The sequence below is a fragment of the Psychrobacter sp. PL19 genome (genome assembly GCF_017875835.1).
In the GTDB taxonomy this organism is placed as follows: Bacteria; Pseudomonadota; Gammaproteobacteria; order Pseudomonadales; family Moraxellaceae; genus Psychrobacter.
The window spans coordinates 2,102,691-2,118,183 of the sequence record NZ_JAGING010000001.1 but is presented as its reverse complement, the minus strand read 5'-3'; the positions used below and the strand labels follow the sequence as shown (position 1 = coordinate 2,118,183).

Annotated in this window: 14 protein-coding genes; 2 read left to right on the top strand and 12 right to left on the bottom strand. The window is 42.9% G+C overall.

The window, feature by feature from the left end; genetic code table 11:
* Nucleotides 1-177 precede the first annotated feature (177 nt).
* The 8 genes from H4W00_RS08610 to H4W00_RS08575 form a co-directional block, all read right to left on the bottom strand.
* Nucleotides 178-927, bottom strand: a complete 750-nt coding sequence (locus H4W00_RS08610) for an MBL fold metallo-hydrolase (protein ID WP_209957260.1) — start codon at nucleotides 925-927, stop codon at nucleotides 178-180.
* Between the two features lie 164 nt (nucleotides 928-1,091).
* The gene (locus H4W00_RS08605; protein ID WP_209957258.1) at nucleotides 1,092-1,235 is read right to left on the bottom strand and encodes a hypothetical protein; all 144 of its coding nucleotides are present in this window, start codon (nucleotides 1,233-1,235) and stop codon (nucleotides 1,092-1,094) included.
* A 238-nt stretch (nucleotides 1,236-1,473) separates the two neighbouring features.
* Nucleotides 1,474-2,640: a copper resistance protein B gene (locus H4W00_RS08600; protein ID WP_442966444.1), complete on the bottom strand. Its 1,167-nt coding sequence runs from the start codon at nucleotides 2,638-2,640 to the stop codon at nucleotides 1,474-1,476.
* Nucleotides 2,641-2,667: 27 nt separating this feature from the next.
* Nucleotides 2,668-4,362, bottom strand: coding sequence for a copper resistance system multicopper oxidase (locus H4W00_RS08595; protein ID WP_209957256.1), 1,695 nt, complete (start codon nucleotides 4,360-4,362; stop codon nucleotides 2,668-2,670).
* Nucleotides 4,363-4,410: 48 nt separating this feature from the next.
* On the bottom strand, nucleotides 4,411-5,052 hold the full coding sequence (locus H4W00_RS08590; protein ID WP_209957253.1) for a DUF411 domain-containing protein: 642 nt from the start codon (nucleotides 5,050-5,052) through the stop codon (nucleotides 4,411-4,413).
* A 162-nt stretch (nucleotides 5,053-5,214) separates the two neighbouring features.
* Nucleotides 5,215-5,835, bottom strand: coding sequence for a c-type cytochrome (locus H4W00_RS08585; protein ID WP_209957251.1), 621 nt, complete (start codon nucleotides 5,833-5,835; stop codon nucleotides 5,215-5,217).
* 107 nt (nucleotides 5,836-5,942) lie between these two features.
* Nucleotides 5,943-6,206, bottom strand: coding sequence for a hypothetical protein (locus H4W00_RS08580; protein WP_209957249.1), 264 nt, complete (start codon nucleotides 6,204-6,206; stop codon nucleotides 5,943-5,945).
* A 165-nt stretch (nucleotides 6,207-6,371) separates the two neighbouring features.
* Entirely contained in the window at nucleotides 6,372-6,698 is a 327-nt protein-coding gene (locus H4W00_RS08575) for a hypothetical protein (RefSeq protein ID WP_209957247.1), read from the bottom strand.
* 348 nt (nucleotides 6,699-7,046) lie between these two features.
* Between H4W00_RS08575 and H4W00_RS08570 the strand changes: the two genes are divergently transcribed.
* Nucleotides 7,047-7,781, top strand: coding sequence for a heavy metal response regulator transcription factor (locus H4W00_RS08570; protein ID WP_209957245.1), 735 nt, complete (start codon nucleotides 7,047-7,049; stop codon nucleotides 7,779-7,781).
* Nucleotides 7,771-9,258, top strand: coding sequence for an ATP-binding protein (locus H4W00_RS08565; RefSeq protein ID WP_209957243.1), 1,488 nt, complete (start codon nucleotides 7,771-7,773; stop codon nucleotides 9,256-9,258). Before H4W00_RS08570 ends, H4W00_RS08565 begins: the two co-directional genes overlap by 11 nt.
* 466 nt (nucleotides 9,259-9,724) lie before the next feature.
* Here the strand turns inward: H4W00_RS08565 and msrB are convergent, their stop codons facing one another.
* The 4 genes from msrB to H4W00_RS08545 form a co-directional block, all read right to left on the bottom strand.
* Nucleotides 9,725-10,951 carry a peptide-methionine (R)-S-oxide reductase MsrB gene (msrB, locus tag H4W00_RS08560; protein ID WP_209957241.1) on the bottom strand — a complete coding sequence of 409 codons (1,227 nt, stop codon included), beginning with the start codon at nucleotides 10,949-10,951 and terminating at the stop codon, nucleotides 9,725-9,727.
* A gap of 490 nt (nucleotides 10,952-11,441) precedes the next feature.
* Complete coding sequence (locus H4W00_RS08555; RefSeq protein WP_209957239.1) at nucleotides 11,442-13,184, bottom strand: ABC transporter ATP-binding protein; 1,743 nt, start codon at nucleotides 13,182-13,184, stop codon at nucleotides 11,442-11,444.
* Between the two features lies 1 nt (nucleotide 13,185).
* Nucleotides 13,186-14,337 carry an ABC transporter permease gene (locus H4W00_RS08550; RefSeq protein ID WP_334684929.1) on the bottom strand — a complete coding sequence of 384 codons (1,152 nt, stop codon included), beginning with the start codon at nucleotides 14,335-14,337 and terminating at the stop codon, nucleotides 13,186-13,188.
* Nucleotides 14,337-15,407, bottom strand: a complete 1,071-nt coding sequence (locus H4W00_RS08545) for a microcin C ABC transporter permease YejB (RefSeq protein ID WP_209957237.1) — start codon at nucleotides 15,405-15,407, stop codon at nucleotides 14,337-14,339. Before H4W00_RS08545 ends, H4W00_RS08550 begins: the two co-directional genes overlap by 1 nt.
* Between the last annotated feature and the right edge of the window lie 86 nt (nucleotides 15,408-15,493).

The following is a 15,493-nucleotide window of genomic DNA, read 5'->3' as shown; positions in this document are numbered from 1 at the left end:
AGCTCAGTACGGGAATGTTGAATGCCCGTTAATGACATCGCTCTAAGATAATCTTATAAATAATCGACTTTTGCCTGATTAAATTGACCATCATATTGATGTAATCTACTCCATTATTCCTGACCCGGTTGGGATCCGATGAACTGGCCATCGTCAATTTCCCTGAAACCAGTCATATTAGCCCTGTGGACTCTGTGTCATCTGCCGACAATAATGGGCTAGGTTGTCTGGCAAGTCATCTGGGCAAACGCCACATTGCTGATTGCCTGGAACAGCGTAGTCGATAAATTTTGGATATGGCAAGTTCAGGTTATCCATGATGACCTTGAACTCTTCGATTGTTATATCCCCACCAAGCCGTGGATTGCGCTTCTTTTCCTGATTGATTGAAGACACAAAGCGCCCCTGATAGTCGTGCGCGGGGAAGACTAGCGTGTCGTCTGGCAAAGAAAACAACTTGTGCCGCACAGATTTATAAAGTGCATCGACATCACCGTTCTGGAAGTCCGTACGGCCGCACCCGTCGATGAGCAAAGCATCCCCAGTGAACACGCGCTCGTTAAAAAGATAGGCAAAGTGCCCAGCGGTATGCCCCGGCGTATGTAGCGGGTGTAAGGTAATGCCAGCAACCTTCAAAGGTATGCCTTCTTCGAGTCCGACATCCGCACATGGCAGTCGGTCGTAGGCAGGCGCAGCGATCTTGCTGCCAACGGCACGCTTCAACTCTAGCGCCGCAGTAATATGATCCGCATGAATATGCGTATCAACGGTATAAACTAAATTCAACCCTAACTTATGCACTTCGGCCAAGTCGCGGTCCATTGTCGCGATGACAGGATCAATGAGGACAGCCTGACCTGTGTCTTCGTCCCCTAGCAAATAAGTATAAGTGCTCGAGAGAGGTTCGTATAATTGTCGAAATATCATGGTAACTCCTTATCTAATTTGGTTGACGGTATCCGTCATGTCTATCATTGTATCTATTATTACATATTATTTTATAATATAATGTATATGTAAATGGTTACATTATATGGACTTTTCATGATAGTACCGAAGTAAATTAATTGAGTAAAACTGCATGATACATGCTAATAATGCGAGCCTGTCATCTGAGCCATCTGCCCAGTCAACGCAAAAATACCAGCGCCAATCATGACACCGGTACCTAGCATAACCGTCCCTAATAATGTCAGGCTATCTTTTTGATACCGAGTATCCCTGTTTTGCTCCATACTTATTCAGTTTTTTATTACTTTTTTCAGTAGTGAGATTTTAAATCTGCGGTGAAAAACAGCTTTGAATAAACAGACTTATATGGTTAGACGTACCATTAAAATCGTAGACGTCAGAATCATCAATGAGAACTTCATATAAGGGTGCATATACCTTTGATGATTCATGTTGTTTTGATCAGAAGTATTCGTAATGTAACCCCTGATTCGTAATGTAACTGCTGTAAATTTACTAATGTTAAAACCAGAATTTGACACCTGTAGTCAAACTACTGTTGTCAACAGATTCACTTGCTTGACGTCGTTGGCTACGAGCACCTCCAAGAGCCGTTTCATAACTCAGGCCCACATAAGGAGCCAGTTGGCGGTTTAGGGTTTCGTAAGTGAGTCTAACCTCAGTCTCTAGTTCATTGAAGCCCTTAGTAATATGATTGTCAACATCATCTTTACTAAAGGCAGACAGACCTACCTCTGGTATTACTACCCAGTGCTGACTCAAACGCCACTCGTATTCTGCGCCAAGATCAAGCCGGACTTGGCCATCAGTATATAGATACGCTCTAGCATCCGTTTCGATAAAGTAAGGCATGGTACCTACAATACCAGCCATAATTGCTGGCTTATCGTTTTCGGTATCATAAGCGACACCAGCTTGACCATTCCAAAAAATACTCAGTGGCTTCCAATAAGACAGTGATGTTAAGCTGTCAATTTCTTTATCACCTTTAGTTTGGATATTACCTTCGCTACGTAAAAAGAGACGACTACTATCTGTACCATACCAAGCTTCAGCCTCATAATTAATCTGATCGTCATCAAATTGATAACCTAAATCATCTACTGAAACGCTCCATAACGGCATGCTACCCATCATCATAGGCTTACCGTGACGCCCATAAGGAACACCATTTGAGTAATCAGGACTTCGGGCATTGGATGGCGCCTCGCCACCTTGCATACCTGACATGTCCATCTCTGACATATTCATTTTACTGTGATCCATGCCCGCCATATCGCCAGACATATCCATACTACTGTGATCCATACCCGACATGTCCATTTCTGACATATCCATACTGCTATGATCCATGCCCGACATATCCATACTGCTGTGATCCATACCCGACATGTCCATACCTGACATATCACTATCTGGCATGTCCATACTGCTATGATCCATGCCCGACATGTCCATCTCTGACATATCCATACTGCTATGATCCATATCCGACATATCCATACTGCTGTGATCCATGCCCGACATATCACTGTCTGGCATTTTTGTCTTATTCATAGAGTCATAGGGGCCCGCTGCATTCGCCAAGGGTATGGCTAGCCACATAGATACTGATAATATAGATACTGGCAACACAGTAATATTAAAACCTACTTTATGCATTTTCATCTTATTTCTCACCTATCAAAGACTGACTTAAACAACGGCAACTTCTCTAAACATACCGGCTTCCATGTGATACAGCAAATGACAGTGCCATGCCCATCGACCAACCTCTCCTGTCACATCAAAGCTAATTTTCTGTGCCGGTTGCACTACAATGGTATGCTTTCTCACTTGGAACTCACCTGATGGCGTACGCAGGTCACTCCACATGCCATGTAAATGCATCGGATGATTCATCATGGTGTCATTGACTAAGGTGATCCGCACTCGCTCACCTGGCTTGATATTAACAGGAGTGGCATCCTTAAACATGACTCCGTCTAGCGCCCAGATATAACGCTCCATATTTCCCGTTAAATGTAGTTCAATCTCTCTAGTAGGTTTAAGTTGTTCAGCAAGTACTTGCTCTTCTACAGAACGTAATTGACTATAGGTTAGTACTTTCCTATCAATCTTCCGCAGGTTGATACCCGGGTCATCAATATTGATGCGCGGGCTATCCACACGCATATCACTCTTGAAATCGTATTCTGTTTTAGCATGACGGGCGTCATAACCATTTGCGCCCATGGCCCCCATCATATCGGCCATGGTGAGCCATTCAATCTCGTCCATGGCAGGCGTTGGAGAACGGGCATCCTTGGATGTAGCAAGCTTTGCAGCAACATAGCCTGAACGGTCTATATTCTGGGCGAAGATGGTATGTGCATCTTTAGTTGGGGTGACGATGACATCATAAGTCTCGGCAACGCCAATGCGAAAATCATCAACAGCCACTGGCTCGACATCATTACCATCCGTTGAAACCACGGTCATTTTGAGACCCGGTATACGCACATCAAAGATAGTTTGTGCTGAGCCATTAATAAAACGTAGCTTAACCGGCTGTCCAGCTTTTACGAGCTGTACCCAATTGGCTGCTGTAGTTTTACCATTCATAAGATAGGTAAAAGTATTTTCACCCGATAAGTCAGTAAAATCAGTGGGCATCATGCGCATCTGATTCCACATTTTACGCTTATCAAACGCGGCCTCTAGATCTGTTTTGGCAATATCTGAAAGTAGCTTTTTGAAGTCAGGCAGATGATAGTTATCAAAGTCTGCTCTTTGCTTGAGCAGTTTTAGTAAATTATGTGGATCACGATTTGTCCAATCACTAAGCAAGATAACGTGATCTTCTGCTATTGGATTGCGCTCTCGTCCTTTAGGCTCCACGACGATGGCGCCACGCATACCCGTTTGTTCTTGAAAGCCAGTATGCGAGTGATACCAGTAAGTACCCGACTGTAATAACTTAAATTGATAAGTGAAGGTGCTATTGGCAGGAATACCAGCAAAGCTGATGCCAGGTACGCCGTCCATCTCAAAGGGTACTAGCAAACCATGCCAGTGAATAGAAGTTGACTCATCCATCTGATTATGGACACGTATCACGACTGTATCGCCCTCACGCATCTTCAGCGTTGGCGCTGGCAATGAGTCGTTAATGAGTGTTCCTGTAGTTTTTTTACCGTTGACAATGACGGGCTGTTTGCTGACGTATAAGTCAAACTCATTACCAGTCAACACCGACACTTCATCCGAATTTTTATCGCTGTTAACGACAGCATTATTCTGACCCATACTTATTGCACTACTAGCAATTGTAGGTAGCATTGAGGCGCCAAGGACCAAAGAGGACCCGGTTAAAAAACGTCGGCGGTTCAGTATGTTCTGTTTATTCATAATGATGACCTAATTTAATTTACAAGATAGTGGTTAAGCTTATATTTTTTACATTTGCTGTTGCGAAGACTCAATAGCGGCATACACTTCTGTAGTGCCGTCATTATTAAGTTGCATTACTTTATAAGGCATAAATTTGCCCTGATATTCCATACCCGGACTACCAACTGGCATACCAGGGACAGCAAGCCCAATGGCTTGTACGGGTGGGTTTGCTAGAAACTGTGCCATGTGTTTTGCGGGAACATGACCTTCAAAAACATAACCATCGGTCGTAACTGTGGTATGACAAGCGCGCATCTCATTTGGTACGCCATAACGCTCTTTGAATAAAGACAAATCTTCAGGATGCTGCGTGGTTGCACTTAGACCATTGTCTTCTGCATGACTCACCCATTCTTTACAGCAGCCACAGTTAGCATCTTTATAGACAGTTGCCGAGACATTTTTGAGTAAAGCTGATTGATTTATTAAAGGCACATTTACAGGTGCGGGTTTACCGTCTTGTATCTGCAGAGTCTGAATAGTAGTAGAAGGCTCTTCTTGTAATGATTGTGAATCAGAGGTGCTGGTATTAGATTGGCTACAAGCTGCTAGTGTGAGCGATAATGAGGATGTCGCCACCAATAAAAGAACACGACCTGATAACCAGTTATATTTATTAGAAAACATATATGTGTAACGTCTCATAAAATCACCCCTAAACGTTTATTGCTATACCCAATATTCTAAAAATTTATGCTCTATATTTGAAATCTTATATCTTTAACTGTAAACGTTGAATACAGCACTGTTCAGCACTACATGGTTAATAGTGGCAACAATGACAATACTTTTTAAATCCTAGACGACTTAATGCTGCATTCCAGAGCCATCATCTGACATATCCATCATGCCACTGCCCATGCCACTGCCACTGCCACTGCCCATTGACAGGTCCATAATATCGCTATCAAACCTAGTAGTTAGCATCGTATATTGGCTTTCATCTAATTCAGGTAGCGATCTGATAAAGGCCACCATTGCCCACATTCTATCGTCATCATGAGTGGCGCCCCATGCAGGCATTCCTGATGCCATAATACCGTGTTTAATCGCCCAGAAATTTTGTTGTGCCCCAGCTTCCGTACTAAAACGAGCAACGACCTCGGTCTTAGTGAAATTAGGTGGCTTTGGGTATAGATACTCACTCAGATCCGTTTTTTCTATTCCAGGAGACAAATGACAGCCTGCGCACATGTCTTGATAATCTGCGCCACCAGAGCTGATCATATCTACTCGGGTTAAGTCTGGAACAATAATGTCCTGACTGGCATTTTCTATGGAACGATTGCGCGCAGTCTCTAAAAAGCTATACATCATTGGGTTGTGCGCCTGGTCTGCTCCTACATTCACCAGACCACTGCTAACAACCGCAAAGACCCCAACGATTGCCACAAGCACAGTAAAGAGCACACCCAATAAAAACCTCATATATCTTTCCTAAAATTTATTGCTATCAAAATCTGACTATCATCTAGTAAGGTCAGGTTGAACAAAAATTATAGTTGAACCTCACCCGTTACGTAGCGCGCCTAGAATTACTTGGAAGCACTGTCACTGGTAACGCAATGTTTTTGATGCATTTGTTTCATTTTACCCATATTAGCCATCATCGCTTTCATGGCAGGATCATTCATATCCATCTTGCTATGATCCATCTTTCCCATCATATCCATGTGCTTTTCCATCTTTTCGCAGTTCATCTGATCTTTCTGTGCATGCATTTCTGGAGAATGTGCCATAGCAGATGTTGAGAAGACTAATGCGACAGCTATTGCTGCAATTGATTTAGATAACCACATAATTAATTCCTGTTGATTGGGTTGAAAGTGATTGGGCTGAAAGCTATTAAGGCGCAAGTTTGTTTGGATTTAATACTATTAGACCGGTATTTAATAATACATTATTGATTCTGACTGCCAGATGACGCTAAGATGACAATGTTGTCATCTTCACATCTTTGGATTTTAATGCGCGACGTATTCATTTAATATAGCTTCAGCATTGCTATCACGATCGCTACCATACTTTTTCACAAAATACTTTTCAGACTGCAAATGTTGATCTTGATGCTGAACCTGACAGGCTACCCGGGCGTCAACATAGCTTTTCATCTGTTTATCAGAGATTTGTGCGTCATTATGGTCTACATTTCTTGCAAAACTAGTGACAGCATCACAATTATTGAGGACAGAGGCATCCAAGTTTGTAGTATGAGCATTTGCAGCTGAGATGCCGATCAGCACAAAAAAAGATAATAACGCGACATTTTTTAATGAACTATAACTTTTCATATAAGACCCTTTAAAAGATAAATAATTGGACGTTCAAGTGAAATAACCATTTATAGATGCTTATCAACTACTGACAGCAACACTACATAGAAGCGATCCATATCAAAGCAAAGCGACTATGTATCGTGGGTTTAGAATACCAAATGCAGACTGACAGCTGAATGACCGAGACATGACATGTTTGTTATAAATAACTCAATCTTGTCATCTTCTTGTCATTAAGATCAAACATCAGCATATGCTTTTAGCCAGAGGGCCCCGTTATAGCAAACAGTTTTTAATAGATTTTGTTGATGATAAGCTAATGATAGGCGGCCAATAACGACAACAGCGTTAAGTGGAGAGACTATGAAGGTACTATTGGTAGAGGATGAGTTAAAACTTGGAGAGTATATAAAAAAAGGCTTAACCGAGGCCGGCTTTATTGTGGATCATCATATGACAGGCCTAGATGGCTATCATGCATTAATGACAGAAGAATTTAGTGTGGTGTTGATGGATGTGATGTTGCCTGATATCAATGGCTTTGAGCTGATACAGAGCTACCGAGCCGCTGGAAAGCATACGCCAGTGTTATTCCTAACGGCAAAAGATGATTTGAGCGATCGGGTTAAAGGCATTGAAATCGGTGGTGATGACTATCTGACTAAGCCCTTTGCCTTTGCTGAACTTATCGTGAGAATAAAAAGCTTGCTGCGCCGTGCCAACCAATCTGATTATAAGAACTCTGTTATACAGATAGCTGACCTAAAAATGGACATCACTAAACGTTCCGTCCATAGAGGTGACACCGCTATTAAACTGACCGCAAAAGAGTTCTCTCTATTACAGTTTTTCTTAGAACGCCAAGGTGAGGTTCTGCCACGTTCCGTCATCGCCTCTCAAGTATGGGATATAAACTTTGATAGTGACACTAACGTCATTGATGTGGCTATAAGGCGCTTGCGATTAAAAATTGATGATGGGTTTGCTACAAAACTGATTCATACGGTGCGCGGGATGGGTTATAGATTAGATGCTTTAGGTACCAATATTAATAGAAACTGCACTGAAAAAGATGAATCAAAAAAAAATGAAATATAAATTCAATAATCGGCGCTGGCCACTATTATGGCGCACTATTTTTTTGTTGACGATATTCGTTATTATCTCTCAAATCATTATCTATGTATGGGTTCAGCGTTCTGTTAGTAGTCACTTTGAGCAAATGGACTCAGAAATCATTACCCATGCCGCTTTTAATTTACGTAAACGACTAACAGATGCTGACGAGCAAACTGCTTTATCAAATCTACCCTCTTCACCAGTGCCGGAGGATACAGATCACTTACATTCCTCATGGCTAGATTACGATTTAAAAACCCTCATATCTAATGAAAATGGAGAAATACTATTAAGCGAGCCTAGTCGTTTTGCCGCCAAGCTCCCCGTAGACTTTAATTTATTAATGTTATGGCAAGCCCACCATGAGCAATATTTCACGTTTCAAATAAACAATAGAAATTACCGAGCCATTATTATCCGCAACAATAAAACGTTAGCGCTTATCGCACTACCAATTGATGTTCACCATCAGTATCTATTACAATTTAATCGTCAGCTGAGTATGATTTTAATTGCGATCACGCTACTGCTGGTATCAGTCGCTGCACTGAGTGTCTACTGGGGATTTGCACCCCTAGCTACCATCGTCCAGAAGATGAAGGGCATTAATCCTGAACAGCTGGATGAAAGAGTGGTCATCAGTAATATGCCTAGAGAGCTGCGACCACTGGCTGAATCTTACAACTTAATGATGGCGAAGCTAGAAAGTAACTTTGAATCGTTATCACGCTTCTCAGATAATATTGCTCATGAACTCCGTACTCCACTTGCGACGCTTGGTACCCAGACCCAAGTAATGCTAAGTAAGCCCAGAAACAGCAATGAATACATCGAGCAGCTACATCATCAACATGACACACTTGAGCAGCTGTCTGTTCTGATCAATAACATGCTACTACTAGCAAAAACCCAAAAAGGGCTGTCTAATTCACAGCTCAGTTGGGTTGATACCGAGACTCTTATCACTAAACTCATTTCTTACTATGAGCTGATAGCAGAAGACCGGGGTATATTTTTTGAGAAAAAAGGCAACTTTCAAGCTGTGCTAGGAGATGACAGTTTATTACAAAGGCTGTTTGCCAACCTAATATCAAATGCCATTTATTATGCAGTGAGCGATAGTATTATTACTATAGAAGCCTCCCTTATTAAGGCATCCACGCCCACTCATAACGCTACGCGTGATCTAAAAGGGAGCAAGCCCTCCGCGTTACAGTCCTCATTTTTAAAAATAGTGCTCACAAATACCTTGGATGAGCCGTGGACTCAAATAGAGGCGGATAAGTTATTTGAACGCTTTTATCGTGATCATAGAACGACTAAAATGCACTCAGGATCAGGCTTAGGACTATCTATCGCTCAAGCTATAACGCAAGCTCATAACGGTAAAGTCAGCATCTCCATCAAAAATGAGCGCTGCTTTCAAGTGATTGTTGAACTCTCTACTGCGGGATAAAATCAGAATAATCAAAGGCTACAATAGTCGTCATGTCATTGTCTTAAACAGCGTTTCCTGCAGTGGGTCATAAATTAAAACACCTTAAAAACGCTATGGTACTGCTAGTATAAGCTTTTTGCCGCCTCTGTCTGCGTAGGTACAGCAAGCAAAAAAAACTTATGCCAGCAGTAGGTTATGTATCGATACCACTTTTCATTGACTATAGCCATCCGATTAGAAACCTATAATCACAAGGTAGACACATCGTCATTTAGATAAATTATCGAGTCCCAAGGACTGAAAGAATAGAAACGTAAAAGAGACCTCTCTTCACTGTTTTTATAACTCAGAGAAAAAGGTTGTTTCATCAGTGTACAGTGCTCTAGTTGACACCATGACTACAAAGCACTGACCAAAAAAATCGCTCACCATGTTGGTGATGAGACACCGGTGAGCGATCTTTAGTTTTGGTAGAGCAAAAAACTTAACTGGCTGACTGTACTTCGTCAATCCAGTTGCCATAACCTTCCTTTTCCATCTGCGCTAGCGGAATGAAGCGCATTGCTGCTGAGTTCATGCAATAGCGCTTACCTGTGGGTGCTGGGCCATCATCAAATACGTGACCTACGTGCGAGTCAGCGTAGCGGCTACGAATTTCAGTACGGGTCGAAAAGAAACCTCGGTCTTCTTTTTCAACGACCACGTCAGCACTCAACGGACGAATGAAGCTGGGCCAGCCGGTTCCAGACTTGAATTGATCACGTGAGGAGTAAAGCGGCTCACCCGATATCACGTCAACATATAGACCTGGCTCTTTATTATCCCAATAAGGATTTTTGAAAGCGCGCTCGGTACCGTCTTCTTGAGTGACTTTATATTGAATGTCACTGAGCGACTTTTTCAGTTCAGCTTGCGCCGGCTTCACAAACGTATCTGCATTAAAACCTGCGCTTGCTTCGACGTTTAAAGCCTTACTTGGGATCACCTGCGTTGTGCCGTTGGCGGTAGGTTTGAACTGACTGAAGTCCAGTTCATAGTTTTTACCATACACGCTTTCGATAAACTGGTAGCGACCAGAGTTAAAGGTATAATACTTATAGCGCAACGGATTCTTTTTGTAATAATCTTGATGATATTCTTCCGCCGGATAAAAAGTGCTAGCAGGGACAATCTCAATCACCACTGGCTTATCGTAAACCCCAGATTCTTGCAAGGATTGCTTGGCGGCTTCAGCGGTCTGCTTTTCTTGTTGATTATTATAAAAAATAGCCGGGCGATACTGGGTACCACGATCTACAAACTGACCTTTGTCATCGGTAGGATCTGCAATTCGCCACAGAGCTTGCACTATGCCATTATAAGTAATTTTCTGCGGATCATAATACACTTGTGCCGCTTCAGTATGGCCGGTGCCACCTGATGATACCGAGTTATAGGTCGGATTTTCGGTCTGGCCGCCAGCGTAACCAGAAACTACTTCTACTACGCCGGGAATTTTCTCATAACCGGCTTCCACACACCAAAAACAACCACCAGCCACTGTAGCCACGGCTAAATTCGGGTCTGTGGGCGCATAGGGGTTGTCAACGGTAGGGCCTTTCACAGTAGGATTGATTTCAGTAGTAGAGGCAGCACAGCCTACGAGAAAAACACTACTCGCCGCTATAACGGTAGCTTGTAATTTGCGATTCATAAGTAAATTGAGTTTCATAAAGAGCTCCTGACAGTAATCTTATGTAATTATAGTAAACCTTTGGCATCACCGAAACGTTCCTATCATGTTGTACCTTTACAACGAGTTAAATTGTTTTTTCAATCTGTCAAGGGAAATTAAAATATAAATTAATAATACCTTCAAGGTGAATGCCTGCAATGGCTTAGCCCTGTTAAAGCTCTACTATGCAGTCCAAGAAGTCTGCTATAACGAGCACAATTATCTGACAAGACGAATTATAAAAATGCACTATTGCTTGTTTCTTGATACTGAGACTAGTGTCTGCTACGTGAATGTACAGGCTATTGTTAACCGTTTTGATACTTATATTTATATCCGCACATAGCGATGTATGGGTAGAAGAAGATAAGCGCAAGTATTACAGTGAACGAAATCTATACTGTACTCATATTGGTTCAGTCCGCTTATTCCTCACAAGAGGTAGAACGATCTCTAATGAAAGAAAATATAGTTACACATTATTCACTTAGGCTATTATACCTGCTTGTAACAAGCGCTTAGCATAAGAATGTTGCGGATTACTGAAAATGTCTTCAGTACGCCCAGTCTCAATGCACATGCCATCTTTTAACACCGTAATATGCTGACACAGAGCGCGTACGACTTTTAGATCGTGGCTGATAAATACGTAGCTGATTTGCAATTTCTGTTGAATTTCGCGCAACAAATTAACCACTGTCACCTGAGTAGTACTATCAAGGGCGGAAGTCGGTTCATCTAAAATCAATAAACTCGGTTGCATAACCAATGCCCGCGCTAGCGCCACTCGCTGACGCTGTCCACCTGATAACTCATGTGGGTAACGGTGGGCAAACTCTAAAGGTAAATGCACGGTCTCCAAACTATCCATGACCGCTTGTTGGCGAGCGATCTTATCGAACCCTTGTACCAGCAGCCCTTCTTCAACAATTTGTAATACCGTCATGCGCGGATTAATACTGGCAAATGGGTCTTGAAATACCATCTGTATCTGCGAGCGAAACTTACGCAGCTCATTTTTAGACAATGACGTCATATCTTGTCCATTAACGACTATCTGCCCATTCACGCGCGCCTGATTACTGAGTAACTGACTTAACGCCAGTGCAATAGTGGTCTTACCTGATCCAGACTCGCCAACGATGCCTAATGCCTGTCCTGTCTGCAACGTTATGTTCAAGCCTTTTACCGCATCGAACCAACGCTTAGTACCGCCAAACAAGCTTTTTTCTAGCGAAAACTGTACATTCAAGTCTTTCACTTCTAACACCAGTGTCTGGTTGTCTTGCAGCCTAGTATCTACTAAATCAAGCGCTGTACCAAAATCTTGCCGCATCAGGGTGCCGGTATAATCATCCTTAGGCTGACTAAAAATCGCTGAGGTATTGCCTTGTTCGATGGTCTGACCTTGGCGCATAACAATGAGATCATCGCTATAACGTCGCACCAGATTCAGATCATGGCTGATTAAAATCATCGCCATATTATGCTCACGCTTGAGACTGTCCAACAATGCTAAAATCTCATGCTGTAAAGTCACATCGAGCGCAGTAGTAGGCTCATCAGCAATTAAAATATCTGGCTGCTGTGCTAACGCCATAGCTATCATCACCCGTTGGCGCTGACCGCCTGACAGTTCATGAGGATAGCGACTTAGCTTATCAGCAGGATCGGTGATATTGACATCGTTTAACAAGGCGATACTCTGCGCGTGCCATTGTTTTTTGGCTATGCCACCTAACCGTAGAGATTCGGCAATTTGTTTCGCAACCGTATGTAGGGGATTGAGCGCGGTCATTGGTTCTTGAAACACCATGCCGATACGCTGCCCACGAATGGCTTTCAATGACTTGTTTCGGGCGCTATGGCTGTTATTAACATTATCATTCGCTATTAATAGCTTACTACTTGGCAGACCTGTTGTACCTGCCAGCTGCACTTCTCCACTAACGGTTAGACTCTCCGGTAACAGGCCTAATAATGCCAAACTAGCAATCGACTTGCCGGAACCAGATTCACCAACGATGGCTAGCGTCTGACCTTGTTTAAGCTGATAGGACAGCTTATCAACCAGAGCTAGCCCTGATTGAGTAACAATGCTTAACTTATCGACGGTTAAAATAGCTGCATTTGACAGGTTAACCTGGTTTCGTTGGTTAACGCTACTTTGAGGTTGACCCTCAATTGCGGCGTTTGTGCTAGTAATTCTGGTGGTGGTTTTTATAGTCATATTAAGAGCGCCTCGGATCAAACGCATCGCGTAGCGCTTCGCCAATGAAGATAAGTAGCGATAAAATAAAGGTCAAGCTGAAGAATCCAGACAAGGCCAGCCACGGGGCATCAAGATTGTTTTTCCCTTGTACCATCAGCTCACCTAACGATGGTGAGCCTGGCGGCAGTCCATATCCTAAGAAATCTAGTGCGGTTAGCGCAATAATATTGGCAGTCAAAATAAAAGGCAGTTGCGATAAGCTCGATGCCAAAGCATTGGGCAAAATATGTCGGTACATAATTTGACTGTCTGAAACCCCTAGGTTGCGAGCCGCACGGACATAATCAAAGTTACGGGCACGCAAAAACTCTGCTCGCACTAAGCCGACCAAGCCCATCCAACCAAACAGCAGCATCAATGCAAATAGCACCGTGATACTAGGACTAAATAAGCTAACCAAAATAATAATCATGAACAGCTGCGGCATGCCGCCCCAAACTTCCATAAAACGCTGGCCTGCCAAATCAACCCAGCCGCCATAATAGCCTTGAATAGCACCAACGACAATTCCGATAATCGCTCCGGCTAGGGTTAGCGCCAAGCCAAACAGTAATGACACTCGCATACCGTAGAGTATCCGTGCCAGCACATCACGCCCCATATCATCCGTACCCAACCAGTTTTGGGCATTGGGCGCGGCTGGATAAGGAAGACCTAACTCAACGTTAGGTGTTTGATCAGCAAATGGAATCAGCGGCATCACATAATAACCCTGCGCATTGATTAATTCACGTACTACCGGGTCTTTATAATTGGTTTCGGTCTCAAATATACCGCCAAAAGTGGTCTCAGGATAAGCCTTGAATACCGGCACATAGTAATCACCTTGATACTGCACCAATAATGGTTTGTCATTAGCAATCACGTTAACTGCCATACAAATCACGAATACTACCGTGAAGACCACTAGGGATATCACCCCAAGACGATTACTTCGGAAACGATCCAGCCGTGCCTGCCAAACTGGATTTAATCGGCGTTTTTTTTGCTGGGATAAATTGGGTTTAGGTACATTAGGAGGCGTCTTATTTTTGGCAGAAGTGGGCGACGGAGAACCTACAGAGTTAGAATTTAGCACATCGTTATTTGAGGAGATATGAGAATTTGACATTAGCGACCCTCAAAATCGATACGGGGATCAATCAAGTGATAGCTTAGATCACTGATTAGCTGTAATAGCAGCCCTACCAAAGTAAAAATAAATAACGTGCCAAAAACCACCGGATAATCGCGTTGCTGAATGGCCTCGAAACCTAACAGCCCTAACCCATCAAGCTTGAATATAATTTCGATTAAGAAATTACCAGCAAAAAATATACCGACAATAGCAGCAGGAATTCCGGCGATAATAATCAGCATGGCATTACGAAATACATGGCCATACAGTACCTGCCGTTCACCTAGCCCTTTGGCTCTCGCCGTAAGCACATACTGCTTACCTAATTCTTCTAAAAAGCTAAACTTGGTCAGATAAGTCAAGCCTGCGAAACCACCAACAGTACTGGCAAGCAGCGGTAATGCCAAGTGCCAAAAATAATCTTTAATCTTACCAAGTGTTGATAATTGATCAAAATTCTCTGAGGTTAGTCCTTGCAAAGGAAAGAGGTTCCAATAACTGCCACCTGCAAAGAACACCAATAATATTACTGCAAATACAAACACTGGTATGGCGTGCCCAACCGCAAGTAGCATAGCCGTCGCTTTATCAATCGCTGACCCATGATGCATGGCTTTATAGACGCCCAGTGGAATGGCTATCATATAAATCAGTAGCGTACTCCATAGCCCAAGCGATATAGAGACTGGCAGCTTTTCTACAATGAGCTCCGTCACTGACTGCCCTTTAAAAAACGACTCGCCAAAGTCTAGGCGCGCATAATTTTTTAACATCAGCCAAAAACGTTCAGGGGCCGATTTATCAAAGCCATATTGCACATTAATTGCGGCAACCATCTCCGCCGACAAACCACGCGTACCTTGATAAGTACTGTCATTACCACCCGCACTACCTGCGCCTACATTGCCATTCAGTGCGTTGTCTTTGGCACCCTGTTCAATTAATGCCAGTTGCTGTTCAACCGGACCACCAGGAGCCGCTTGTACAATAACGAAGTTGGCCAGTAATATCAAAAACAGGGTCGGCAATATCAAGAGCAACCTTTTTAGGATATAACGACCCATAATGACCACTTCCTAGATGAGGGTAAATAGCAATAATTAATGATAAAGAATGACACTTATAAATAAACGCTCTAGCCCTACTTTTT

What these genes read in the sequence shown, in the direction of transcription:
- H4W00_RS08550 (WP_334684929.1), bottom strand. Translation starts at nt 14,337, where the DNA reads ATGTCAAATTCTCATATCTCCTCAAATAACGATGTGCTAAATTCTAAC.
- H4W00_RS08570 (WP_209957245.1), top strand. Translation starts at nt 7,047, where the DNA reads ATGAAGGTACTATTGGTAGAGGATGAGTTAAAACTTGGAGAGTATATA.
- H4W00_RS08590 (WP_209957253.1), bottom strand. Translation starts at nt 5,052, where the DNA reads ATGAGACGTTACACATATATGTTTTCTAATAAATATAACTGGTTATCA.
- H4W00_RS08605 (WP_209957258.1), bottom strand. Translation starts at nt 1,235, where the DNA reads ATGGAGCAAAACAGGGATACTCGGTATCAAAAAGATAGCCTGACATTA.
- H4W00_RS08545 (WP_209957237.1), bottom strand. Translation starts at nt 15,407, where the DNA reads ATGGGTCGTTATATCCTAAAAAGGTTGCTCTTGATATTGCCGACCCTG.
- H4W00_RS08600 (WP_442966444.1), bottom strand. Translation starts at nt 2,640, where the DNA reads ATGAAAATGCATAAAGTAGGTTTTAATATTACTGTGTTGCCAGTATCT.
- H4W00_RS08580 (WP_209957249.1), bottom strand. Translation starts at nt 6,206, where the DNA reads ATGTGGTTATCTAAATCAATTGCAGCAATAGCTGTCGCATTAGTCTTC.
- H4W00_RS08555 (WP_209957239.1), bottom strand. Translation starts at nt 13,184, where the DNA reads ATGACTATAAAAACCACCACCAGAATTACTAGCACAAACGCCGCAATT.
- H4W00_RS08585 (WP_209957251.1), bottom strand. Translation starts at nt 5,835, where the DNA reads ATGAGGTTTTTATTGGGTGTGCTCTTTACTGTGCTTGTGGCAATCGTT.
- H4W00_RS08575 (WP_209957247.1), bottom strand. Translation starts at nt 6,698, where the DNA reads ATGAAAAGTTATAGTTCATTAAAAAATGTCGCGTTATTATCTTTTTTT.
- H4W00_RS08595 (WP_209957256.1), bottom strand. Translation starts at nt 4,362, where the DNA reads ATGAATAAACAGAACATACTGAACCGCCGACGTTTTTTAACCGGGTCC.
- H4W00_RS08610 (WP_209957260.1), bottom strand. Translation starts at nt 927, where the DNA reads ATGATATTTCGACAATTATACGAACCTCTCTCGAGCACTTATACTTAT.
- msrB (WP_209957241.1), bottom strand. Translation starts at nt 10,951, where the DNA reads ATGAAACTCAATTTACTTATGAATCGCAAATTACAAGCTACCGTTATA.
- H4W00_RS08565 (WP_209957243.1), top strand. Translation starts at nt 7,771, where the DNA reads ATGAAATATAAATTCAATAATCGGCGCTGGCCACTATTATGGCGCACT.